The sequence below is a fragment of the Anabaena sp. UHCC 0399 genome, assembly GCF_034931465.1.
GTDB classification, from domain to species: Bacteria; Cyanobacteriota; Cyanobacteriia; order Cyanobacteriales; family Nostocaceae; genus Trichormus; species Trichormus minutissimus.
Genome location: NZ_JAYGGZ010000015.1, coordinates 40,894 through 63,871 on the forward strand (window position 1 = coordinate 40,894; position 22,978 = coordinate 63,871).

Below are 22,978 nucleotides of genomic sequence, written 5' to 3' on the forward strand. Positions count from 1 at the left end.
TTAATCGTTAATCCGTATAAAATCCCAGATGATTAGCAACTGGGCGATCGCGCATTGGTATTTTAGTATGGGTGGGAGCGTTTAAAATTTTTGGCTTTCCCTCTTTGTCTGGGTTTGCTACTACCAATGTAGTAGAACCGCCTCCATCGAGATTTATGGCATTATAAACACCCAATTTTGCCATAAATTGGGTTAATTCTCTTTTAGTAAATCCTTCGCTATATAGTGGTTGTTTACCATCTACTAAAACTAACCACAATTTCTTACCTGCTTTGTCGGTAGCTGCAACTACTCTCGAATATGGTTTGTCGTTTGAGGAATTTGCATAAATATTTATTTTTGGTTTTCCTTGAAAAACTAATACGTCTTTCAGAGGTGCAAATTTAGAGAATGCTAGATTTGACTCAGATATAAATCAAAAGAAAGTTGATTTTACTGCTGCGAACACACACAACATCAATTCTCAAGAGATATAAATTTTCATATTAAACCCTATCCCGTCACCTATTCTCTGCTGCATTAATGCCGACCTGAAACCGTGACGTTGATATTTTCATTGAGTCGGCGAACCAGACGCGATAACTCACGAATAATATTCACTGCAATTTCAGGAGTCTCTTCAATGGCATCATAAAGTTGCTCTTGGGTCAGTTCCAAAAATTCGCAAGATTCTAAAGTTGTGACGTTAGCCGAACGGGGTTGAGTATCAAATACTGCCATCTCCCCAAAGTATTTACCTTGATCTACAACTGCGAGTTGTTTATCGCCAATATGAACTTTCACTCTACCTGAGACAACTATATATAGCGATCGCCCTTCTTCTCCCTGTCTGAAGATGGTGTGATTGGCGGGAAAATGCAACTCGTGCATCACTGAAGTCAAGCGCACAATAAAATCATCCCGCAGTTCCTTAAAAATTGGGACTCGGCGGACAAACAATAAACGATCAACGCTACTAAGCATAATTTATGCTGTGGTATATACTCCTGATGGGTAGATGCAGAAATGACACAACAGATACTCAAAATATCAATGTCAGTTGTTAGCAAGTATACGCTACTTTGAAAAGTGGCAAATTAGGGGTGCGATCGCAGCCACTCACATCACAATAATAAATATTTGCACCAAATTATTTATCTTCAGGTTGCAAAGCATACCAAACATACCAGTGACGTACAGCTAACCAAATAGCGGACAACAAACCAGCGAAACTTAAAGTCAAACCGCTAAACGGAACTAGTAAGCCGAAAACGGGTAATATTCCCCCAGCAATAGTACAGATAACTGCCGCTAGAGAAGCACTACGACTGTAACCCAATCCCCATGATAATGTGAGTAAAATCAGGGAAATCATTGTCCAAGCCAACTCAGCATTCATAAAGCGGCTGAGATAGGTTAAAGTCAACAGACAAGCAAAGAAGATACTAGCAGCGATCGCGACATTTTTTAAATTCATGGGAATGGATAAATAAAGTAACAATATCCACCACAAAAATAAAGCTGGCGCAAGCAATAACAACCTCGGAAGAATACCAGTTTCACGAATGGGGTTAGTGTTGGTGAAGACTCCAAAGGGATTTTTCACAGACACGTTATCGTCGAATATCCAAGTAAATTGAGTGTTGCGTCCATCAAGTTTCGTCTCCCTGGGGATAATACCACTCGCAAAGTCAGCACCAGGAAAGTTAGCAATTGCTGTCAGACGGAAGTTAGAAAGCAACTGTCGTGCGGCGTTATAAACCCAACGTGATCCGCCTTGCGCTTGATATGTGACGCGAAAGCTAGTTTCTTCCCTTGGTTTTAACTGGAAAGCAAAACTATAATTCCCTGGTTCGACAGACTCTAGTCTGGTGCGATCGCGCTCTATTTTATAGTTAGACAGTAGTGAATAGCCAATGGGTGGCTGTGCTTCAAAGAAGAAACTATCGATATTATTGAGGCGGTTAACTACTTTGTATTCAGCAGTATAGTCTACGCGGTAAATTGCGCTACGGTTCTGTACATCTGTACTTTGATCTAACTTTACTAGAATTTGTGACCCTGCCAACGCTAGTAAACGGTTAACTTCTCGCTTGTCGTTAACTTTAACTATTTTGCCATTCACCTGAGTTGTATAGCTAAAGGCCTCCTGCATCACATAGCGCACTTGGGGGACACTTTGTTCTAGCTTATCCCCAGCGACACTTTGAGCTACTTGAGTAACTTTGGCTTGTTCCCAATGGTGATAACGATTGCTTAAAGTGGAACACAGAAAAAATCCTGCAACCAACAGCACTAATACCAACGATAGATGCTGCAATCCCCATAAAATTTGTGAGTAACGAATTGTCCAGTCACCAATGACAACTTTTTGTTCTGCTGGATGACTTCGTAACGTAAAACTGATTATAGCGATCGCTACTCCCAAAGCTATGACTAAAAATACTAATAATATAAAAGCCGGGAGTAATTGAGAACCAATTTGAAGTAGCTCTGTTGGATGTGTTAAATCTGGTAATCCGGGAATTCCCTGGTTATTAGGAGACATTGGTGATTTTTACAGAATTTGTAATGTCAAGACTCTTAAAATCTCACAAAAGTTTCTGTAAAAATGACTATATATTTCTTCTAAATAAGGAAAAATAACCTAAGTAAATTCCCAACAAATGGCAATGCAAAAAAAGCAATTACTTTGTCTTGTTAGCTTCTACCCGACAAACAATTTCCATAGAGTTAGCATCAGCACTTCTGGGTTTAGGAAAAATTTCTTGCTCTGTTTTATCAACACGATGCAAATGACCATTAGATCCATAGACAGCCAATCTTCTAGAGAACAATCTGCCTTGGATACAAGCAGCACGAAGAGTTCTCCTTGCTATTCCATTACCATGCTGTTCTAACAGAGTATATTCAGTTCCTTTGACAGATGCCAAATCTAAAACAATTGGATCACCATTTCTATTAGAACCTACTTGCAGGTAAAAGTTATCTTTTGAGGTTTCAGCTATTGCTATACCACTAAATGATAATGAGAGTAGCGCAACCAATCCACCAATTTTTTTAAACCACATAATTAATATTTTTGTAAAGCTATACTTTATTTTTATTCATAAAGTATTGTTTTCGGTGTGGTAAAATCACTAGAAAATCTTTACTTAGCGATACAAGCGAAAATATCAAAAATGAGTATTTATAGCAAAATAAAAAAACCGTAGCGGAACAACTACGGTTAATTTAAGTGAAATACTGAACTCTAAACCTATTTTTAAAGTTGCTGTCTTACAACTTCAGCTCTTCACCTTTCGGTAATCTCTTTATGAAATGAAGTCTAACTACTTAAAAGATATTTGTCATTACTGAATTAAGAAATTGAAGATGGTCAAATATTCATCTAATTAACTGTGGAATTATCTGTATTGTTAGAATTTAAGAAGCTTTTAAATAGAGATTCTATGTATTATCACTGAATATGTGAACTCGCTTGGATACTTTTTTGATAATATACCCAGGGATCAAGTATAAATTGTTGTATTTGCAAACTGCAAAAAGTTCGGTAATCAAGCATAAATAAACTTTCATGAAGAGTGCTGAGTTAAAAGACTGCCTACATTCGCGCAGCGTCTCGTAGGGAGGGGCGGGGCTTTTACCGAGTGCGAAAGTACTGAGCAATCTTCTTACTCAGCACCGACTAAACGCCCCGCTACCGCTAACAGCACTCAGCAAAGAGGATAATTAGCCTAAGTGAGCGGCTTAGTTTTCCCTGTCACCTGTAAGCTGTTACCTGTTTCCTTTTATGACTTACACTCCTTAAGTAATTGCGGCATCTGCTGCTCTATTTTTTTAGCTGTCTGTTCTTCCTGCTGCAAGTTTTGCTGTAGCAGTTGGACAACTTTTTGTTGTCCCATCTGTTCAGCAACTTGAATCAAACCACGGTAGCAAGCAATTTCTAATTGTTCGACCTTAGCTTGACATCCAGCCAGTCCCAAGGTGAGAACTTTCTGACTTTCCGCAGCTAGTAGCATGAATTTTTGACCATCACTGACCAGACCAGCCGCAGCATCACAAGTGATCCGCTTTGGTTGCTGTCCTAAAGCGTTGAACACTTGTTCTAAATTTTGAATCTGTTGTTCTGTTTCTCGAATATGAGTCTCAATCAAAGACTTCAACTGGCTGTTTTGACAACACTGCAACATCATCTGCTGCGCTTCCCAAAAGCGTTGTTCCGCATCGTACATAGCACCAACTTCGTAGATAAATTTCTCTTGTAAGTTAGTGATTTTGCTAACGGGGCGTTCACTTAGTTGAACCATAGTTCTTCTCCTGGGGTTTGGACACCAAGTGATTTGGTGTTTGTACTTTTAAACTACGTTCTACCTTCGCCAATCAATTCTCTCTTCTCGTCATACCAGAGGAACAACTGACTGTTAATTATGAATGCTAAGTAAAATACATAATCATTAGTCATTGGGACATGAGTTACTCTCTACCTTGTCCCTCATCCCACATGAGAGCGTTAGTAAAGTAAAGTAAAGATAGATTAAGAATGCGCTGATAATTAAATGACTGTTCCACAATTGCAGGAAATTTCCTCTCAGTTAGAAAGTCCAAATTTGCGCGATCGCATGGTAGCGTTGGCTAATTTGCGACACATACCAGCTGAAGATGCTGTACCTCTCATCAAAAAAGTCTTAGATGATGAATCTTTGCAGCTGCGATCGATGGCAATATTTGCCCTAGGCATCAAGCCAACAACAGAATGTTATCCAATTTTGGCTAACATTCTCGAAAATGACCCAGATTATGGTATGCGTGCAGATGCTGCCGGTGCTTTGGGCTATTTGGGTGATACTAGAGCCTTTGAGGTGCTAGCACGAGCATTTTATGAAGATACTGATTGGTTAGTACGCTTTAGTGCGGCTGTTTCCTTGGGTAATCTTAAAGATCCACGGGCAAGTAAAATCTTAATTCAAGCTTTAGATAGCCCAGAAGTTGTCTTACAACAAGCTGCCATCTCAGCTCTCGGAGAAATTCAAGATATCGATTCGGTAGATAATCTGCTACGCTTTGCTCAATCAGATGATTGGTTGGTCAGGCAAAGACTGGCGGAATCTTTGGGTCATCTGCCTACGGATAAGAGTGTATCAGCTCTCAAGTATTTAGCAAAAGATAGTCATCCCCACGTTGCGGAAGCAGCTCAGATTTCACTGACACGACTTGAGCAAAGAGATAATCAAGTCTAGTATTAAAACCTCTAACTGCTTTTTAATAATAAGTGGGATTTTTCGGATTTTGATGCAGGGTAATTTCCATTATGAATATTGAAGAATTTTTGGAATTGAGTGCTGGTAAATGGTTTTCCCATCGTACTAGTCACAATTTAGCTTTTAAACAATCGCAAGACGGTAAATCGGAGGTGATTATTGAGACACTGACAGCAGATCACCCAGAAGTTATCACACTGTGTCAACAATATGAAATTTCTCCTAGTGCTGCCTTTTTTAGCATAAAAGTTACCTGGAACGGCACAATGGGATTAGAGGACAAAAAACACACTCGCTCTACTATATTAGTGACTGTCCCGGATGATGATAAACCCAATGAAGGCAGACTACTGCGAGCAATGGGTGATGCCGAGAAAACACTTGTAGCTGGTCGGTATAAAATGGGCAGTGATGAAGCATTGACTCTAATTACAGAATCCGAAACTATGACGTCTGAAGAACGCTTGTGGTTTGCCAGCCCTAATTTACGGATGCGGGTAAGTGTCTTGAAACATTTTGATGGTTCAAGTCTAGCTTCCTTTACTTCTGAGATTCGCATGGGTGTTGCTGCGCCTGCGAAGAAAGCTTCTGAAGCTGCTAATTCAGCAAGTTAAGAGAGTGCTGAGTGCTGAGTGCTGAGTGCTGAGTGCTGAGTGCTGGGTGCTGTTAGTGTAGCTAGAGCATAAGCCCTTGCGGAGTTAAAAAACCGCTAAGAAAGGACAGGATATTTACTGAAGGCAGCTAATACTGATACTGGGCATTTTCTACTCACTACTCAGCACTCACTACTCAGCACTCAGCACTCAGCACTCACTACTCACTCATTCCTGCTAAATTTGCAACAAATTAGCGATCGCCTGTGGCATTGGCAATATAATAATCACTAGCAAAGCAATTGCCATTAAGCCTAAGATGTCCCGCCTATTATCTAATTCCGTGACATCATTTAAGGCGGGTTCATCAATCAAGGGGATGAACAGTAAAATAATTGCCCACACAAAGAATTCTGGCTGGATTAAAGACAACATTAGCAGCAACAGACGGGAAATTTGCCCAATCAGCATAGCAGTACGTTGTCCGAACATGGCATGGACAATATGACCACCATCTAGCTGTCCCACAGGCATGAGATTCAAAGCTGTCACAATTAGACCCAAAAAACCAGCTACAGCGACGGGATGTAAATCAATTGCTGATTTTGTCGTTAATTCGCTGCCTAAAGCTATTTTGGATAGTATCGCTAAAAGAATGGAATATTTAGGATTGAGAGCATCGGGGTTTAATAGACCTGTTTTATCACTCATGGGAACTATCTCTGAGTGAATCAACCCCCACATAATTAAGGGTAGTGTGGCGAGAAACCCAGCTATTGGGCCGGCGATACTCACATCAAATAAAGCCTTACGGTTGGGAATGGGACTCCGCATTTGAATGAATGCCCCAAAAGTTCCCAAGAAAAATGGTATGGGTATAAAATACGGCAGAGTGGAGCGAATTTTGTAAAACTTAGCGGTTAAATAATGTCCAAGTTCGTGGATACCCAAGATAGTCATCAGACCTAAAGCATAGGGTAAACCTTGCAAAAGTATCGCTGGGTTTGATGCTAGGGTTTTGGGATCGATGCCAGCCATTTTTACCCCCACCAAGGAAGTAGTGACTAAAGTTGCTAACACCAGTAATAAAGCTAGTCCAGGGCGGGTTAATTTTTCTGGCTTCTTGACACTTCCCTCTTTAGCTGCTTGTGCGTTAGGAACTAACACAAAAAAGGGTTTACCATTAAAACCTTCTTGAAAAATAATCAAGAAGCGATCGCCAAATCGTGATTCAATATTTGCTCTAATCTGCTGATAGGCTTGAATAGGTGTTGTTCTCAACTGACCGCGACAAATAATTGCCTGGGGTCTATACTCAATGTTTTGGATGTAGTAAATAGACCAGGGAAAACAATTTCGCAATTGGGTTTCTTCCGTCGGTTCAATGGGGCGCACAGGTACTTGTTCTGCGGTAGGATGGATAGCCGATTGTGATTCTGGGGTTTGGGCTTGAGTCTGTATATCCCTCGGCGGTTGCCGTCCCCACTGAAACAACAGCCAGTATAACAAAAGGCAGATGATTGCAGGCCAGATAATCAGTGATGGCGGTGGAGGTTGTTTTACTCCATACGCCAACGTCCAACCACTCAACAATAATGCTGGTGTCATTAATACCAACCACAACAACCAAATTGGTGTGCGGGTGATATTAGCAACACTGCGCTGCACCATTAGATAAGTAGCCAATCCCAATAGGAGGAGAAACCAAAATGTCATTTGCTCTTCATTAATTTGGAAAAAACAGCCTCCTAATAGAAGAAGGCAAAAGTAAAAAGCAAGAAATATTATTTTCTCAGCTTCTTACCTGTTGAATACACCCTACTCCCTAGTAGAGACGTAATTAGTCGCGTCTCTACCTACTCCCTAATCCCCACATTTGCTCATGTTCCCCCAATCTCAATCACCAAGTTCTACAACCAAGTCACCACGGGTTATCTTAGAAAATATTTTTGCCTTTCCACCAAATCGGGACACATTAGGGGGGACTTCTTATTTTATTGTAAGAAATGAAGGGAATATCCTCATAGATTGCCCATCACTAGACCAAATAAATCAAGATTTTTTGCGATCGCATGGAGGCATAAAATACTTATTCCTCACCCATCGGGGTGCTATGGGTAAAACCTCAGAAATTCAGCAAAATTTTGCTTGTGAGGTACTAATTCAAGAACAAGAAGCTTATTTATTACCCGGTTTGACAGTCACTACCTTTACTCAAGAACTGACTTTAGATGCCACAACCAAATTAATTTGGACACCAGGACATTCTCCTGGTTCATCTTGCTTACACTATAACAATATGGGAGGCGTGCTGTTTTCAGGCCGTCATTTAGTCCCCAATCTGCAAGGCGAACCAGTGCCATTACGAACCGCAAAGACATTTCATTGGCCACGACAAATTAAAAGCCTACAAGCACTACTAGAACTCTTCACACCCGAAACACTTCAGTATATTTGTCCTGGTGCGAACACCGGATTTTTGCGAGGTAAGCGAGTTATAGACCAAGCTTATCAACGGCTGGCAGCAATTGATTTACAAACATTGTTGTAGGCAATTGGGCATTATAAATTCAAAATTAAGAATTAAGAATTTTAGAGATAGGGGATGGGATTAATATTCATCAATCACCCCAGTCCCCAGTCCCCAATCCCCTAAACCTTTGCACCTGCTACCACAGAATTTTTCTGCAACAATTCCAGAGCAGCTTGATATTGCAAATCTGACTCTGTACCAATCTGGTTGCGCTGGAGGGGTGGTTGGGAAATCACCTGATCTGGTTTAATCCCTAATTTATTAATATCTCGATGGGTAGGCGTTTCATACTTGGCGATTGTCACAGCCAAACCAGAACCATCAGAAAGTGCAAATAAAGATTGAATTAAACCTTTGCCAAAGGTAGTTTCACCTACCAACTTAGCGCGATCGTTGTCTTGGAGTGCGCCGGCTAAAATTTCACTGGCACTGGCAGTTCCCTGATTGACTAGAATTACTAAAGGATCGTCTGTCAAAGCTGGGCCAAAGGCTTCAAAATTGCCTTGAACACCTTGGCGGTTGACGGTGTAGACTATAGTGCCTGAATCTAACCACAGACGGGCTATTTCAATGCCGGCTTGTAGTAAGCCACCGGGATTATTTCGTAAATCTAAAATATAGGCATCTGCGCCTTTTTTTTCTAGACTAGAAATGGCGTGTGCCAACTCTGTAGAGGCGTTGGCATTAAATTGTGTGAGGCGCAGATAGCCAATAGATTTACCTTCAGGGGACGAGCGTAATTCCGCTACAACAGGGTTCAGAGCGATGCGATCGCGCATGACTCTAATTTCCTTTTCGCCATCTCCATCTCGTTCAATTAATAGCGTGACTAAACTACCAATCGGCCCGCGCATCCTCGCGGCGGCTTCATCTAGGGTCAAATTTTCTGTAGAAATGCCTTCAATTTTGATAATGCGATCGCGCGGTTGAATTCCCGCTTTATCTGCTGGTGAACCTTCTATGGGTGATACTACCTCCAATTGACCAGTTTGGGCATTGAGGGCAATTTGTAAACCTACTCCAGTTAGTTCTCCAGAAGTATTAACCTGCAAACTGCGGTACTGCTCAGGGTCTAAAAACCTAGTAAAAGGGTCATCAAGGCTCTTGAGCATATTTTGAATGGCCACATATGCGGCTTTTTGGTCTTTAAAGGGCTTTGCGAGTGCCTTTTGTCTGGCTGCTGCCCAGTTTTGATGATTGAAAGTATCGTCCAGATAAGCACGATTGACAATTCGCCAAACTTCTGAAACTAGTTTTTGTTCCTCCGTCAATGCGTCTGCTGGTTGGATGAGTGTGCCAAAAACTAAACCAAAAGCCACTAATAGTGAAAATCCGAGCCGAAAAACCTGTTTGTGCATGAACCCCATTATCAATGTCACCTCAACCCAAATTGCCTAAGAATTCCCCAGTCACCACGTCGTTGATGAAATCTATCTCTCGATTATGTTACTTTTTTTATAGAAGTGGTGCATTGTTCTCATCAAGTTGTTAGAGAAACCATGTGAATAACCACCTCAACAAAAGATAAAATCTACTTTGTACCCACCACTAAGGGTGTTGGCTTGCAAAGGGAACGTAATATATTCCATATTTACAGAGTGTTAAGTTTCTAAACTTTTAGCACTCTCAAAGTGCAAAAGCAAACGAACAAAATCCTCTTACAAGAAAATCCCAAAACTGCTAATTGGGAGATTGAATCAACCGCAACCGATTTTTAGGAACTTGAGATTGTATGGCCAACGTTTACGACTGGTTTGAGGAACGCTTGGAAATTCAGGCGTTAGCTGAAGATGTCACAAGCAAGTACGTCCCTCCCCACGTCAACATCTTTTACTGTCTAGGTGGCATCACCCTGGTGTGCTTCCTAATTCAGTTCGCCACTGGCTTCGCCATGACGTTCTACTACAAGCCAACTGTGGCTGAAGCTTACTCCTCAGTACAGTACATCATGAATGAGGTGAACTTCGGTTGGCTAATTCGCTCCATCCATCGCTGGTCTGCCAGCATGATGGTGTTAATGATGATTCTGCACGTCTTCCGCGTGTATCTGACCGGTGGTTTTAAAAAGCCCCGTGAATTAACTTGGGTAAGTGGTGTTATCCTAGCTGTGATTACCGTCTCCTTCGGTGTTACAGGTTATTCTCTGCCTTGGGATCAGGTTGGTTACTGGGCGGTGAAAATCGTCAGTGGTGTGCCAGAAGCAATTCCCGTAGTCGGCGTACTCATCTCCGACCTACTACGTGGTGGTTCTAGTGTCGGTCAAGCAACATTGACACGTTACTACAGCGCGCACACCTTTGTATTGCCTTGGTTAATTGCGGTCTTCATGCTGTTCCACTTCTTGATGATCCGTAAACAAGGTATTTCCGGCCCCTTGTAATTTCATCAGCCTTAATGCGAACAGGCAACAGCACTCAGTTACAAGAGCGAGTCATTTAGTTTAAACTGATGAGAAATCAGCAATTAATGGCTCACAGTTTCCCTCACGGTAAATGCTCGTATTTGAGACTTAAGGTTGGCTACCCAAAAACACAGCAGCAGGGCTAGTTTGACTTTAGGTTTGCCTGAATGATATTGATGGCTGCCATCAAAGCTTTAACTGAAAACTCCGCAGGAGAGCGCATTTCCAATATGTCAATCCAAAAAAAACCCGATCTGAGCGATCCCAAGTTAAGAGCTAAACTCGCCCAAGGTATGGGTCACAACTACTACGGTGAACCAGCTTGGCCAAATGATCTACTATATGTATTCCCAATAGTAATCATGGGTTCATTTGCTTGTATTGTGGCTCTAGCTGTTCTAGATCCTGCCATGACAGGTGAACCAGCCAATCCTTTCGCCACACCACTGGAAATTCTGCCAGAATGGTATTTATACCCAGTATTCCAGATTTTGCGATCGCTTCCTAACAAATTGTTGGGAGTGCTAGCAATGGCTTCTGTACCTTTGGGATTAATCCTCATTCCCTTTATTGAGAACGTCAATAAATTCCAAAACCCCTTCCGCCGTCCAGTAGCAACCACAGTTTTCTTGTTTGGAACTCTGGTGACTCTGTGGCTAGGTATTGGTGCTGCTTTACCTTTAGACAAATCCTTGACCTTGGGCTTGTTCTAAGCTGAAGCTAGTCGTCAAAAACTTCTTTGACGCTTGTAGTTTTCAAGAGTGCATATCTGAAGTTATGATGTCTGATGACAAGCCACCCTTGGGTGTCTACGACAAAACTGTCGTTCAGTTCTTCGGTATATGTACTTTTGAAAACAATCAACAAGCGTCAATTTTAGTGAATTGGGAATTGGGCATGGGGAATTGGAAATTGGGAATTGGGCATGGAATTTTTCTCCCCCCGGCTTCCCTAGTTACCATTCCCTAAGAGTTCTTTGATTCTGAATTTTGAATTAATTTGTCCCCAATTCTGTCTAGTTAAATTTTTTATTTTGAATCCGAAAGTTATTTCAAAATTTAAAATAGATTGAAGAACAATAAATTACAGACATTCTTGTACATATTAAATTCATGCCACGGTCAACGCTTGGCATTATGCAGCAAGACCATCTCAAAGTAAAAAGCGAACTAAAGCTCTTAAACCAAGTACAACAATGGTTTGAGGACTTTTGCCTAAAACACTTATTTCAACTTGGCTGGTCAGAAACCCAACTGTATCGCCTCAACTTGGCGTTAGCAGAAGGTTTTACAAATGCAGTTCGTCACGCCCACCATACGTTACCGCCAGAGACAACCATAGAAATTGAAGTAAATCTATGGGTTGACAGGTTAGAAATTAAAATTTGGGATCATGGCAAGCCTTTTAACCCAGATGCGATCGCAGAACCAGCACCAGGTACTCTACAAGTAGGCGGCTATGGTTGGTTTCTGCTGCGACGTTTGGCTGATCGTGTTGTTTATGAACGTAGCGATGATGCGAGAAATTGTCTGGTAATCCTCAAGTATCTTCAAGAATCACAAAGGTGAGACTAATACCGCAGTCTTGCCGTGATTTGTGTTCGCACAGCTTGGTGTAGCCCTACTTAATATTACTTCCGTGTCGTGATTGATGGATTACCCCAAATATTTACATTGCCATCAAATCCGCCGCTAGCAAGCATTTGCCCATCACGACTAAAAGCGATCGCGCTTACCCAATCACTGTGTCCGACTAGTGTATTTAATAACTCACCTGTAGTTAAATTCCATAATTTAATCCCATCCCTACCAGCACTAGCAAGAGTTCGTCCATCGGGGTTAATAGCGATGGCATTTACCCAATTGTTGTGTCCGGTGATGGTATACACTGGGTTTTCAGAAGCGAGATTCCAAAGTTTGATGGTGCGATCGCGGCTGGAAGTAACTAAATTTTGTCCATCAGGAGTATAAGCAATATCTGTCACTGCGTCAGTATGGGCGACAAATGTCCTAATTAACTGACCAGTGCTTAAATTCCACAGCTTAATTACACCTCTTTTGTCACCGCTAGCCACTGTCTGACCATCGGGACTCATTGCTAGGGAGTGAATTGTATTATCGAAGCGTACTAACGTAGCTAGTGGGCGTTGTTGTAGCAAATCCCACATCCGAATCCCATCTAAAGCTCCACTAACAAGAACTTTACTATCAGGAGATACTGCTAGGGACAAGACACTAGCACTATGTCCGACAAAAGAACGTGTAAATTTATTGTTTTTAATATTCCACAGGTTAATAGTGTTGTCACTACCACAACTGACTAAAGTTTGCCCATCTGGGGAAATTACTAAAGATTCCACACTCGTTTTTTGGGCTTTAGTAATACTACCCGCCTTTTTGCCTGTGATGGGATTCCACATCCGGATTATCCCCTCATTGTAAGCACCACCACTAGCCAGAGTTTTACCATCTGGACTAAAGGCTAAAGATTTTACAGTTCCCCGATGTGCCGCGAGGCTGTGAAGGAGGCGGGGATTGGTAAATGCTCCTGTCGTTTCTGGGGTATTAACTACTGGATTAGCATAAGCAGGATTGATTTTTAACTCTTGCCAGAGGTTTATCGGCAGAGCGATCGCTGCTATGAATGCCAAAATAAAATACAGGCCACCTTTTCCCTCACTCCTCACTGTTTTTCCTCACCTGATTAAATACACAAATCAAAACTCAACACTTTTATACAGACGCGATTTATCCCGTCTTTACTCTCTGCGCTGCTAACAGCACTGGCTAAACGCCGCGCTACTGCTAACAGCACTCCGTAGTTCGCCACGGCGGAAATAGACCAACCATTTAAAATCCCTAAAAAGCCTATTTCATAATACTTTTGACTTTTGACTTTTGACTTTTGACTTTTGACTTTTGACTTCCGCTTTGCGGTACTAGTAAGGTGGTTTTTTCTTATTCACAGTTAGCATAGGCAAAGTCGGACTCGATGAACGAGGCGGTAGGTAATGTTGTACTACAGGCTCTTCTGGTGCAGAACGTTGCTGCTGGCTATTGCGCCACAGCTTAAAAGCAAGGCTAACACCTGCTGTCCCTAAACCAACAGCAAATAATGACCAACTATCATCCAACCCACCAATTAGGGCATCTACTACACCCATAGTCATCAAGATGGTGACTATAGGTTCTCTACGGTAGGCTGACTTTAAAAAACGAGGTAATACAGCATTCATCACAGCTTGGTTTATCCAGATTACCTTTTGTTGATTGACCAAGAATACCTCACCTGGGAATTACCCTTCTCAAGAAAACGCTTCTTAAAAAGATTATAATTTCCTTAAGTATAGAAGTACGTGTAGTAATTAACGCCTTTGCATAAAGTTTTTGCAAGTTGAAGCTATTACTAGCAGTCTCTACTACGCCTCATAAAGATAAAGGGTAACTTGTGTGTAGGTATTCCACTATTAACTAATACAGTTTAAACCAGCTAGATGTTCCAGCTGGTTTAGACTCTTCTAATTATTAGCTTACAACTTCAACACTAAGAACTACTTAAGGCCAAGCCAAGAGAGAACACCTTGATTGGTGGCATACTCAATTACCACCATTAAGAGAAATCCAATCATGGCAGCTCTACCATTTAAACGTTCGGCATACTCATTAAAGCCAAATTTAGGCTCTTCTAGTTTGGGTGTAACAGTGGGTTGTGTTTGTGACATATTCTAAAAACCTCTTTTCGGCAAACGGGAATGAATAGCGAGTTGTGAGATGATTGCAGGGCTTGAGTTTCAACATAACTTAAAAAGCTATGCTAACGCTCGTTAATAATTTGTAATTATTCTTTATATATTGTAGAAATAATTGGGCAATCGTCAAGGGATAAGTGCTTTGAGGTTTAGTTAATTGAAATAGGGAAACCTAATGTTGTAGATAGCTATCCCTAATACGGAACTGTCAGTCTGATACTGGCAGGCTAAATTAAATAAAAAATTGAGCAGAGGCGTTACATGGAAATCGGTGTTCCTAAAGAGACTAAAGATCAAGAATTTAGAGTCGGTTTAAGTCCTGCTAGTGTGCGGGTGCTGAAAGAAAATGGACACAGTATTTTTGTAGAGACTCAAGCTGGTAGTGGTGCTGGGTTTACAGATGAAGACTATCAAAGCGCGGGTGCGGAAATTGTCTCCACAGCAGAAGCTGTTTGGAATCGAGAATTAGTAGTGAAAGTTAAAGAACCACTGACTAGCGAATACAAATTTTTACAAAAAGAGCAGATATTGTTTACTTATCTGCACTTAGCAGCCGATCGCAAATTAACAGAAAGTTTAATTGATTGTGGCATTTGTGCGATCGCTTACGAAACCGTAGAGCAACCAGGTGCAAACAGACTTCCTCTACTTACTCCCATGAGCATCATTGCCGGTAGACTAGCCGTGCAGTTTGGCGCACGCTACCTGGAACGTCAACAAGGTGGTAGAGGTGTGCTTTTGGGTGGCGTTCCAGGAGTTAAACCAGGCAAAGTAGTAATCTTAGGTGGTGGCGTAGTCGGTACAGAAGCCGCAAGAATAGCTGTTGGGATGGGTGCGGCAGTACAAATTTTAGATGTAAATGTTGAGCGTTTATCTTATTTAGAAACAATATTTGGTTCTAGAGTTGAATTGCTGTACAGTAGCTCTGCTCATATTGAAGCGGCTGTGAAAGAAGCAGATTTACTTGTGGGTGCAGTTTTGGTATTGGGAAGGAAAGCACCAATCTTAGTTAACCGCGAATTGGTGAAACAAATGCGCCCTGGAGCGGTCATAGTTGACGTTGCCGTTGACCAAGGTGGTTGTGTAGAAACCCTACACGCTACATCCCACACCAACCCGATATATATAGAGGAAGGTGTAGTACATTATGGCGTTCCCAATATGCCAGGAGCAGTACCTTGGACAGCTACTCAAGCTCTGAATAACAGTACCTTACCTTATGTTGTGCAGTTAGCAAATTTGGGCATCAAAGCACTAGAAATCAACCCCGCTTTAGCTAAGGGTTTGAATGTGCAGAATCACCGTCTAGTACATCCGGCTGTGCAAGAAGTATTTCCTGATTTGGTAAGTTAGATTCTCAGATTTCCTGTAAAACTCTTCTTCTAAACCCTCTTCGCTAACGAGGAGGGAAATTTTTTGCGATATAAATATAATTTTTCACTCAATCCTGATGACAAAATTCATTTAGATAGTTATAAAGTTCCCGAAATAAAGGGCATTTTTGTTGGATTTCTGATGGATTGGTATACAGCAATAATGCTGGTGTATGCAATCCTTTAGAAAAACGTGTTGAACTACTATCAAACTCATCTAGAACACTGGAATCAACTAGTGCTTGTGACAGTTTTTCTCGACAACAATCTTTTTCACGATCATATTCACTAAATGATTCTGGTTTAGCAAAGGGAATATTCTTTTTCGTACTCAGCCACCAACGCATACGCTCATTTCTACTTCTGAAATCTGGATGTTTAGCTACTGTATTGTCCCAATCTGCAATAATCCAAGCTTCTAATTCGGGAGATGCAAAGCCAACAATTTTTTTTATCTCAGTAGATTCTGGTATTGCGGATATCGTTGCTAAAATCGTTTCTCTTTGCTCAATAGGATTGCGACAATCCAAATCGTCAAAAACTAAAATCAAATCACATTGATTTGGTTCGTATTTTAATGCGATAGGTAGCTCTCGTCTAATTTGCTCAATTAAGCTTTGTCCAGTTCTGCCATAACTATTTACCCTATTTGGTTTCGGCCCAGGTCTCTGACGAACTGGAGTTTTTCTGATAAATTTACACCCAGGAAAATATTTTTCTAAAAAAGGAATCAAGCCTCTAACTTCTGCTTCTCCACCACCTGAGAAAACCCATACTACCACGGCCATCCTCCAATACTGGGATCGCCAACACGATATAAATCACCTAATTGCCATCCTTCTTCTAATTTTTCATTAAGCATTTCTTTGCAGAGTGTTTTTATAGAAAAATGCGTTTTATCTTCTGAATAGAAACAAAAAATATTGTCTAAACAATCGGTAAAATGATCTAAAAGGTCAGGACTATGTGTAGTGATAATTAATTGGGTTTTTGTGGCAGCTTTTTTAATCCATTCTGCTAAAATTGGCATCCATGATACGTGTAACCCTAGTTCTGGTTCATCAATTACTAGCAATGATGGTAGGTTGGGAGAATGTAAGATAGTAGCCCAACATAACATTCTGACAGTTCCATCTGATAACTCATTAAGATAAAAAGCTTCTTTTATATCTTCAAAATACAATTCTAAGGTTAAAGACAATCTACCAGAACGTGTGGGGCGAAGGCGACGGCTTTTTGGTAAAATAGACTTCATTGCTCGGTTAAGACTTTCTTCAAAATCGATGTCCTGTTGAATTAAGTTATCTATAACCAGAGGTAAATTATCTCCAGATGCAGATAAATAAATATCACTCCCTCCTATTTTTGGTTCTGCCATTCTGATTTCATTTAAATCCATATTGTTGGCATTGTAAAATTGCCATTTTGAAATAAATTCAATTATCTCTCTCCTAATTTTATAAAGAGAAGTGTTTACTATAATAGATGGACTAGACTCTAGTAGTCTGGGGATTATAGACAATCCTAAAGAGTTTATAGGTATATTATTTAGAGTTGCAAATTGATTTTCGGCTATTTCTCCGGTAGTATCAACATTGAAAACTGCCACAGAACCTTTACCTATTTGTATATCATGAAATTTATAATAATAAAAAGGTGAAGACAATCCTGTTTTATGTAACTCTTCTTCCCCACTATATAAAGATTCTTGAAAAATACCAACTCGACTATGTTTTTCTTGGGCAATGTAAAAACTTAAATCAAGAATTATATTATCTGTATTTGGATTACCCTTTTTTTCAGCAATTTGAGAAAAACAATATGCAAAGTTTACTCTAGCAGGACTTTCAACACTGACATCTAAAATTCTGCTACCACCAATTTGAGCGATCGCATCTTCAAAACTACTAACACCACGACTCTCATCAGGAATAGTAGTCAGGCTATTTTTTAAAAATTTCAAACAGCTAATAAAGTTACTTTTACCTGACCCATTTGAACCTATAAAGATATTGAGATTTTTGAGTTTGACAGCTTCATTTAAAGACAGATTTTTATAATTTTTTGTTATTAAAAAGCTCAACATTGGTTGATTCATAGAACTTAGAAATAAATTTGTCATCCAGTTAAATCATAATATTTTTCAATTTTACACATTAATTGTTGATGATACACAAATAATTGGTAATTATCTAATTTCGATAAACATGAGCATAGAAGCAGCCTTTTGGTATATTTGCACCGTGACTAAAAAGTTTATCCTAATTAGGGTGGCTAGCTAATGGAGAACATTAGTGGAATTTTTATCCGATTCCGTGGTGCTATCACGGATGCAATTTGCTTTGACTGCAATCTTTCATATGCTTTGGCCTGTCCTGACTACAGGGATGGGAATCTATTTAGTAATTGTGGAAGGAATTTGGCTGAAAACCAAAAATCCCGACTATTATCTTCATGCTCGCTTTTGGGCTAAATTTTATGTGCTGAATTTTGGGATTGGTGTAGCGACTGGTATCCCGATGGAATTTCAGTTTGGGACGAATTGGGCCCCTTTTTCAGAAGCAGTGGGTAACTTTTTTGGAAGCGTAATTGGTTTTGAAGCTTCTTGGGCGTTTATGCTAGAAGCTGCTTTTTTAGGAATTATGTTATTTGGTTGGGAGAGAGTGAATCCTGCAATTCACTATCTCTCAACTATTTTGGTGGCTGTGGGTGCAAACCTTTCCACTGTGTGGATATTGACAGCTAATTCGTGGATGCAAACCCCAGCAGGTGGGGAATTAGTGAACGGTAAGTTTGTTGTTCACGATTATTTTCAAGCAATTTTAAATCCGTTTATGGTCAACAGTGTGCTGCATATGTTCTTTGCCACACTGGAGACATCTTTATTCGTGATTGGTGGGATTAGTGCTTGGTATATTCTTCAGCAACGTCATCAGGCTTTCTTTTCTAAATCTTTGAAAATAGCTTTAGCAGCTGCGATCGCAGTTGCTCCATTACAAATATACATCGGACACCTAAGCGGCGAACAAGTTTATCACTATCAACCCACAAAACTAGCCGCAATGGAAGCCCAGTGGAACAGTTCACCAGCCGGACAACCTGCTGATTGGAGTTTAGTCGCGATACCCAACGAAAAAGCCGAGAAAAATGATTGGGAAATCACTATTCCCAATGCGTTGGGTTACATTCTGGAATTTAAACAGAACCTTTCTGAACCACTACGCGGTTTGAAAGAGTGGAAAGCGAGCGATCGCCCCCACATGGTAGGTTTAATTTACTACGCTTTCCGTACCATGATTGCGATCGGCTTTTTCTTTGCCGGGTTAATGTTGTTGAGTACCCTGCAATGGTTGCGTGGTAAACTTGCAGCCGACAATATTAGTCAGCAGCGTTGGTTAATGTTGGCTTGGGTATTCGCTGCGCCTTTAGGATACATAGCTGTAGAGTCAGGTTGGATTGTGCGTTGTGTCGGTAGACAGCCGTGGACACTTTACGGACAAATTCGCACCGTTGATGCTGCTTCGCGTTTACCTGCAAGTAACGTGTTAGTTTCGCTTACTACTTTCGCCGTAGTTTATACAATTTTGTTTATCACAGCCATGTACTTTGGTAGTCGCATCATCCGCACAGGGCCAAATCTAGAATTACCAATCCCAGGAACAGAAATCACTAAACCCGCCATCGATACCACCCCTGGCGAGTTTGTCCCCGATGAGCGTCCAGTTGAAGCGAGGGAGTAGAAGTAGGTGACAGGTGACAGGTGACAGGGGACAGGTAAGTTACTAATGATTATTAATTAATTGTCTATACTCAGCACTCCACACTCCACAATCAGCACCGGCTAAACGCCGCGCAACTGCTAACAGCACTCAGCACTAATTATGGAAACACTCGAATATTTTCTTCCGCAAGTTTGGTTTGTGATTTTAGCTCTGTTTCTCTTCCTCTACGTCATGCTAGATGGATTTGACTTGGGTGTAGGGATTTTATCTCTCACTTCCTCCGATGATGAACGTCGGGGAATTTTGATGACTAGCTTAAGCAACATTTGGGATGCTAACGAAACTTGGCTAGTTCTCATGGGTGGGGGTTTGTTTGGTGCGTTTCCCCTGGCTTACGCCACAATTTTAAACGCCTTATATATCCCAATTCTTGTCATGGTGTTTGGATTTATTTTTCGGGGTGTGGCGTTTGAGTTTCGGGAATTATCTAGACGGAAATTTTTTTGGAATCTCGCCTTTGGTGCAGGAAGTTTTACGGCTGCACTCGGCCAAGGTTTTGCTTTAGGTGCGGTACTTAAAGGAATTAAAGTTGATGAGGCGGGACACTTTATTGGTACTACCTGGGATTGGTTCAGTTTACCTTCGGTGTTAGTGGCGTTAACTTTGATTCAAGGCTACGTGTTGATTGGTTCTACATATTTGGTATGGAAAACCACAGGAGAATTACAAGAAACCCACTATAAAACAGCCAAACTTGCTGCTTTGACTACGCTGATAGGTGCGATTTTTATTACTATCAGCACACCATTTATTTATGAGAATGCTAGAGCGCGTTTATTTCAGCAACCACTAGTTTATATTTTCGCCATTATTCCAATTTTGGGAGTTTGGTTAATTTGGCAACTTTTGAATAGTCTAAACCGTAAGGAAGAACGCGCACCTTTTGTCTGGACGATTCTATTATTTGTGTTGTCATTCATTGGCTTGGGATTAATTGTTTTTCCCTACATTATTCCCCCGCAGATTACCATTTATGAGGCGGCTGCTGATCCTAGCTCGTTGGTAATTATGATCATTTTTATCGGCTTTCTGATTCCGGTGATGTTGTTCTATAACCTTTATCAGTACATTGTTTTCCGGGGTAAGGTGACTGGTAATGGCTACGGGGAATAAACTCTTACCGGTTCGTAGTAAGGACTTTAGTCCTTTTTGCTGCAATAGTCGGTCGGAGACGATGGCGTACCCGCCCACCGGAGGTGATCGCAATAGTGCAAGATGTGTATATATTGATTTAATCAGCGATCGCCTTGAGTTACGATAATACCTGCAAATACCTAGCCGAAACCTACCCAGCCGATTTTGCCAGATGGTTACTCGCATCTGAGACAACAGATATTGAGGTACTTAAAACCGAACTTACTCTCGAACCCATTCGCGCTGATTCGGTGACATTCCTACAAATTGCTAATCAAATCTTACACTTAGAGTTTCAGACTACACCTAAATCCACACCCCCACTCGATTTTCGGATGCTGGATTACTACACCAGATTAAAACGTCAATACTGGTGCGAGATTAAACAGGTGTTAATTTTTCTCCAACCCACCTCCTCAGAAATTGTGTTGAAGACTCAGTATGTAGATACTAATACTACACACAGATATCAAACGATGAGATTGTGGGAGGAAGACCCTATACCACTGCTAGCTAATCCCGCACTTTTACCACTGGCGACATTGGCGAGAACTGAATCACCCACAGATTTGTTAACCCAAGTCGCGGCGGCTGTCGATATGATTGAAGAAACGGACGAACGACAGAATATATCCGCTTGTGTACAAGTTCTAGCTGGTTTGCGGTTTGAGAAAAACTTAATTACTCAACTTTTTAGCGAGGAAATTATGCAAGAGTCGGTGATTTACCAAGATATTTTGCAGAAAGGATTAAAACAGGGAGAAGAACGAGGAAAGAAACAGGAAGCGTTAGAACTAATTTTACGTCAGTTGACACGTCGCTTTGGTGCAATTGAGCCAGAAACACAACAACAGATTCGCACTTTATCGATTACTCAACTAGAAGAGTTAGCTGAGGCTTTGTTAGATTTCACTAGTCCCAGTGATTTAGTGAATTACTTAGCGAATATCTCCCCACTTCCAAAGGTGACAGGTGACAGGTGACAGGTGACAGGTAAGAAGGAAGTGTTTCTTTCATTGGTTGCTATTGTGTAGCTATGCTAGTCAGAGGTTCATAAAATAGAGGAAGTGTAGCCATCCGATCGCCTGACCTCACACCACTCCACTACAATATATATAGATATTGTTGCGAATTGTATAGTTAGGGTTTAGCTGTCATGGCTGCCGCCGTTTTAATTCAAAATCTACAAAAGCGTTACGGTACTGTTGAAGCCGTTAAGGATGTTTCCTTCCAGGTGGAACCAGGAGAAATCTTTGGGTTACTCGGCCCCAACGGTGCAGGTAAAACAACTACTCTGCGTGCATTGTGTACCCTCACTACACCAGATGCAGGCAAAATTGAAGTGTCTGGTATTTCTGTGTTGGATAACCCCAGAGTAGCTAGACAACGGCTAGGCTATATAGCGCAAGAAGTCGCTTTAGATAAAGTGTTAACAGGACGCGAATTGCTACAATTGCAAGCCGCGCTTTATCACCTCCCAGGCGCAGTAGCCAAACAGCGTATTCAGACAGTATTAGATTTACTCGGTTTACAAGAATACGCTGATAAAAAAACCGGAACTTACTCTGGGGGTTTACGCAAGCGTCTAGACTTGGCGGCTGGGTTACTTCATGCACCAGATGTTTTAGTGTTAGATGAACCCACAGTAGGACTTGACATAGAAAGCCGTTTCGTGGTGTGGGAATTCTTGCGGAAGTTGCGGGAATCAGGAACAACGGTAGTAATTACCAGCCATTATTTAGAAGAGGTTGACGCATTAGCCGATCGCGTCGCTATTATTGACAGGGGCGTAGTGATTGCTGTGGGTACACCTTCAGAATTAAAAGATAGAGTAGGAGGCGATCGCATCACCTTACGCATCCGCGAGTTTTCCCCTACAGAAGAAGCAGTACAAGCCAAAGAAATCTTACAAGAATTATCTTTTGTTAAAGAAGTCATCATCAACAACGCTCAAGGTAACTCGCTCAACTTGGTAGTAACACCGCAAAATGATGCTCTGATTAATGTCCAACAAACATTAAACAATGCAGGTTTACCAATCTTTGGCATTGCCCAATCCCGTCCTAGCCTAGATGATGTCTACCTCGCCGCCACTGGACGCACCCTCATGGATGCCGAACTAGCAGGAGTCGCCAACCGGGATCCTAAAGCTGAGAAAAAGCAGAATATGCGTT

General features: G+C 41.2%; 24 protein-coding genes. 12 read left to right on the top strand and 12 right to left on the bottom strand.

Annotated elements, in window-relative coordinates:
* Nucleotides 1-7: 7 nt before the first annotated feature.
* The 5 genes from VB693_RS10620 to VB693_RS10640 form a co-directional block, all read right to left on the bottom strand.
* Complete coding sequence (locus VB693_RS10620; RefSeq protein WP_323266290.1) at nt 8-412, bottom strand: phosphodiester glycosidase family protein; 405 nt, start codon at nt 410-412, stop codon at nt 8-10.
* Between the two features lie 107 nt (nt 413-519).
* Nucleotides 520-963, bottom strand: coding sequence for a cyclic nucleotide-binding domain-containing protein (locus VB693_RS10625; RefSeq protein ID WP_323266236.1), 444 nt, complete (start codon nt 961-963; stop codon nt 520-522).
* Between the two features lie 166 nt (nt 964-1,129).
* Nucleotides 1,130-2,527, bottom strand: coding sequence for a hypothetical protein (locus tag VB693_RS10630; protein WP_323266237.1), 1,398 nt, complete (start codon nt 2,525-2,527; stop codon nt 1,130-1,132).
* Between the two features lie 139 nt (nt 2,528-2,666).
* Complete coding sequence (locus tag VB693_RS10635) at nt 2,667-3,050, bottom strand: hypothetical protein (RefSeq protein WP_323266238.1); 384 nt, start codon at nt 3,048-3,050, stop codon at nt 2,667-2,669.
* Nucleotides 3,051-3,770: 720 nt separating this feature from the next.
* Nucleotides 3,771-4,289 (bottom strand): ferritin-like domain-containing protein, encoded by a 519-nt coding sequence (locus VB693_RS10640; RefSeq protein ID WP_190695980.1) that lies wholly within the window; start codon nt 4,287-4,289, stop codon nt 3,771-3,773.
* Between the two features lie 249 nt (nt 4,290-4,538).
* On the opposite strand from VB693_RS10640, the gene VB693_RS10645 reads away from it, so the two are divergent.
* A complete protein-coding gene (locus VB693_RS10645) occupies nt 4,539-5,219 on the top strand; it encodes a HEAT repeat domain-containing protein (RefSeq protein ID WP_323266239.1) in 681 nt (226 codons plus the stop codon).
* Between the two features lie 71 nt (nt 5,220-5,290).
* Nucleotides 5,291-5,854, top strand: a complete 564-nt coding sequence (locus VB693_RS10650) for a phycobiliprotein lyase (protein WP_323266240.1) — start codon at nt 5,291-5,293, stop codon at nt 5,852-5,854.
* A gap of 216 nt (nt 5,855-6,070) precedes the next feature.
* On the opposite strand, the gene VB693_RS10655 is transcribed toward VB693_RS10650, so the two are convergent.
* The gene (locus tag VB693_RS10655; protein ID WP_323266241.1) at nt 6,071-7,549 is read right to left on the bottom strand and encodes a site-2 protease family protein; all 1,479 of its coding nucleotides are present in this window, start codon (nt 7,547-7,549) and stop codon (nt 6,071-6,073) included.
* A 166-nt stretch (nt 7,550-7,715) separates the two neighbouring features.
* On the opposite strand from VB693_RS10655, the gene VB693_RS10660 reads away from it, so the two are divergent.
* Nucleotides 7,716-8,384, top strand: coding sequence for an MBL fold metallo-hydrolase (locus tag VB693_RS10660; protein ID WP_190695992.1), 669 nt, complete (start codon nt 7,716-7,718; stop codon nt 8,382-8,384).
* 101 nt (nt 8,385-8,485) lie between these two features.
* Here VB693_RS10660 and ctpA read toward each other — a convergent pair whose 3' ends face one another.
* On the bottom strand, nt 8,486-9,733 hold the full coding sequence (gene ctpA, locus VB693_RS10665) for a carboxyl-terminal processing protease CtpA (RefSeq protein ID WP_190695995.1): 1,248 nt from the start codon (nt 9,731-9,733) through the stop codon (nt 8,486-8,488).
* 365 nt (nt 9,734-10,098) lie between these two features.
* Here ctpA and petB point away from each other — a divergent pair, with 365 nt between their 5' ends.
* From petB to VB693_RS10685, 4 genes are all read left to right on the top strand, one after another.
* Nucleotides 10,099-10,746, top strand: coding sequence for a cytochrome b6 (gene petB, locus VB693_RS10670; protein ID WP_190561121.1), 648 nt, complete (start codon nt 10,099-10,101; stop codon nt 10,744-10,746).
* A 251-nt stretch (nt 10,747-10,997) separates the two neighbouring features.
* On the top strand, nt 10,998-11,480 hold the full coding sequence (petD, locus tag VB693_RS10675; RefSeq protein WP_323266242.1) for a cytochrome b6-f complex subunit IV: 483 nt from the start codon (nt 10,998-11,000) through the stop codon (nt 11,478-11,480).
* A 64-nt stretch (nt 11,481-11,544) separates the two neighbouring features.
* The gene (locus VB693_RS10680; protein WP_323266243.1) at nt 11,545-11,736 is read left to right on the top strand and encodes a hypothetical protein; all 192 of its coding nucleotides are present in this window, start codon (nt 11,545-11,547) and stop codon (nt 11,734-11,736) included.
* Nucleotides 11,737-11,879: 143 nt separating this feature from the next.
* Nucleotides 11,880-12,335 carry an anti-sigma regulatory factor gene (locus VB693_RS10685; RefSeq protein ID WP_323266244.1) on the top strand — a complete coding sequence of 152 codons (456 nt, stop codon included), beginning with the start codon at nt 11,880-11,882 and terminating at the stop codon, nt 12,333-12,335.
* Nucleotides 12,336-12,397: 62 nt separating this feature from the next.
* Here the strand turns inward: VB693_RS10685 and VB693_RS10690 are convergent, their stop codons facing one another.
* The 3 genes from VB693_RS10690 to VB693_RS10700 form a co-directional block, all read right to left on the bottom strand.
* The gene (locus VB693_RS10690; protein WP_416233381.1) at nt 12,398-13,453 is read right to left on the bottom strand and encodes a WD40 repeat domain-containing protein; all 1,056 of its coding nucleotides are present in this window, start codon (nt 13,451-13,453) and stop codon (nt 12,398-12,400) included.
* A gap of 252 nt (nt 13,454-13,705) precedes the next feature.
* On the bottom strand, nt 13,706-14,002 hold the full coding sequence (locus VB693_RS10695; RefSeq protein ID WP_323266292.1) for a hypothetical protein: 297 nt from the start codon (nt 14,000-14,002) through the stop codon (nt 13,706-13,708).
* Nucleotides 14,003-14,317: 315 nt separating this feature from the next.
* Nucleotides 14,318-14,488 (bottom strand): chlorophyll a/b-binding protein, encoded by a 171-nt coding sequence (locus VB693_RS10700; RefSeq protein WP_010996510.1) that lies wholly within the window; start codon nt 14,486-14,488, stop codon nt 14,318-14,320.
* A 288-nt stretch (nt 14,489-14,776) separates the two neighbouring features.
* Between VB693_RS10700 and ald the strand changes: the two genes are divergently transcribed.
* Nucleotides 14,777-15,868 (top strand): alanine dehydrogenase, encoded by a 1,092-nt coding sequence (gene ald, locus VB693_RS10705; protein ID WP_323266245.1) that lies wholly within the window; start codon nt 14,777-14,779, stop codon nt 15,866-15,868.
* A gap of 88 nt (nt 15,869-15,956) precedes the next feature.
* Here ald and VB693_RS10710 read toward each other — a convergent pair whose 3' ends face one another.
* Nucleotides 15,957-16,670: a hypothetical protein gene (locus VB693_RS10710; RefSeq protein ID WP_323266246.1), complete on the bottom strand. Its 714-nt coding sequence runs from the start codon at nt 16,668-16,670 to the stop codon at nt 15,957-15,959.
* Nucleotides 16,664-17,986 (bottom strand): AAA family ATPase, encoded by a 1,323-nt coding sequence (locus VB693_RS10715; RefSeq protein WP_323266247.1) that lies wholly within the window; start codon nt 17,984-17,986, stop codon nt 16,664-16,666. The genes VB693_RS10710 and VB693_RS10715 overlap by 7 nt, the downstream gene beginning before the upstream one ends.
* Before the next feature lie 196 nt (nt 17,987-18,182).
* Between VB693_RS10715 and VB693_RS10720 the strand changes: the two genes are divergently transcribed.
* From VB693_RS10720 to VB693_RS10735, 4 genes are all read left to right on the top strand, one after another.
* Nucleotides 18,183-19,628 carry a cytochrome ubiquinol oxidase subunit I gene (locus VB693_RS10720; RefSeq protein WP_323266248.1) on the top strand — a complete coding sequence of 482 codons (1,446 nt, stop codon included), beginning with the start codon at nt 18,183-18,185 and terminating at the stop codon, nt 19,626-19,628.
* 141 nt (nt 19,629-19,769) lie between these two features.
* Entirely contained in the window at nt 19,770-20,783 is a 1,014-nt protein-coding gene (gene cydB, locus VB693_RS10725) for a cytochrome d ubiquinol oxidase subunit II (RefSeq protein WP_323266249.1), read from the top strand.
* A gap of 134 nt (nt 20,784-20,917) precedes the next feature.
* Nucleotides 20,918-21,787, top strand: coding sequence for a DUF4351 domain-containing protein (locus VB693_RS10730; RefSeq protein WP_323266250.1), 870 nt, complete (start codon nt 20,918-20,920; stop codon nt 21,785-21,787).
* Nucleotides 21,788-21,960: 173 nt separating this feature from the next.
* Nucleotides 21,961-22,978, top strand: a 1,018-nt coding sequence (locus tag VB693_RS10735; protein WP_190696010.1) for an ABC transporter ATP-binding protein, incomplete at its 3' end; no start/stop codon positions are given.

Bases quoted from the DNA above. Each gene is read 5' to 3' on its own strand.
- ald (WP_323266245.1), top strand. From the start codon at position 14,777: ATGGAAATCGGTGTTCCTAAAGAGACTAAAGATCAAGAATTTAGAGTC.
- VB693_RS10685 (WP_323266244.1), top strand. From the start codon at position 11,880: ATGCCACGGTCAACGCTTGGCATTATGCAGCAAGACCATCTCAAAGTA.
- VB693_RS10700 (WP_010996510.1), bottom strand. From the start codon at position 14,488: ATGTCACAAACACAACCCACTGTTACACCCAAACTAGAAGAGCCTAAA.
- petB (WP_190561121.1), top strand. From the start codon at position 10,099: ATGGCCAACGTTTACGACTGGTTTGAGGAACGCTTGGAAATTCAGGCG.
- VB693_RS10660 (WP_190695992.1), top strand. From the start codon at position 7,716: ATGTTCCCCCAATCTCAATCACCAAGTTCTACAACCAAGTCACCACGG.
- VB693_RS10715 (WP_323266247.1), bottom strand. From the start codon at position 17,986: ATGAATCAACCAATGTTGAGCTTTTTAATAACAAAAAATTATAAAAAT.
- VB693_RS10625 (WP_323266236.1), bottom strand. From the start codon at position 963: ATGCTTAGTAGCGTTGATCGTTTATTGTTTGTCCGCCGAGTCCCAATT.
- VB693_RS10635 (WP_323266238.1), bottom strand. From the start codon at position 3,050: ATGTGGTTTAAAAAAATTGGTGGATTGGTTGCGCTACTCTCATTATCA.
- ctpA (WP_190695995.1), bottom strand. From the start codon at position 9,733: ATGGGGTTCATGCACAAACAGGTTTTTCGGCTCGGATTTTCACTATTA.
- VB693_RS10680 (WP_323266243.1), top strand. From the start codon at position 11,545: ATGATGTCTGATGACAAGCCACCCTTGGGTGTCTACGACAAAACTGTC.
- petD (WP_323266242.1), top strand. From the start codon at position 10,998: ATGTCAATCCAAAAAAAACCCGATCTGAGCGATCCCAAGTTAAGAGCT.
- VB693_RS10695 (WP_323266292.1), bottom strand. From the start codon at position 14,002: ATGAATGCTGTATTACCTCGTTTTTTAAAGTCAGCCTACCGTAGAGAA.
- cydB (WP_323266249.1), top strand. From the start codon at position 19,770: ATGGAAACACTCGAATATTTTCTTCCGCAAGTTTGGTTTGTGATTTTA.
- VB693_RS10655 (WP_323266241.1), bottom strand. From the start codon at position 7,549: ATGACATTTTGGTTTCTCCTCCTATTGGGATTGGCTACTTATCTAATG.
- VB693_RS10645 (WP_323266239.1), top strand. From the start codon at position 4,539: ATGACTGTTCCACAATTGCAGGAAATTTCCTCTCAGTTAGAAAGTCCA.
- VB693_RS10630 (WP_323266237.1), bottom strand. From the start codon at position 2,527: ATGTCTCCTAATAACCAGGGAATTCCCGGATTACCAGATTTAACACAT.
- VB693_RS10650 (WP_323266240.1), top strand. From the start codon at position 5,291: ATGAATATTGAAGAATTTTTGGAATTGAGTGCTGGTAAATGGTTTTCC.
- VB693_RS10640 (WP_190695980.1), bottom strand. From the start codon at position 4,289: ATGGTTCAACTAAGTGAACGCCCCGTTAGCAAAATCACTAACTTACAA.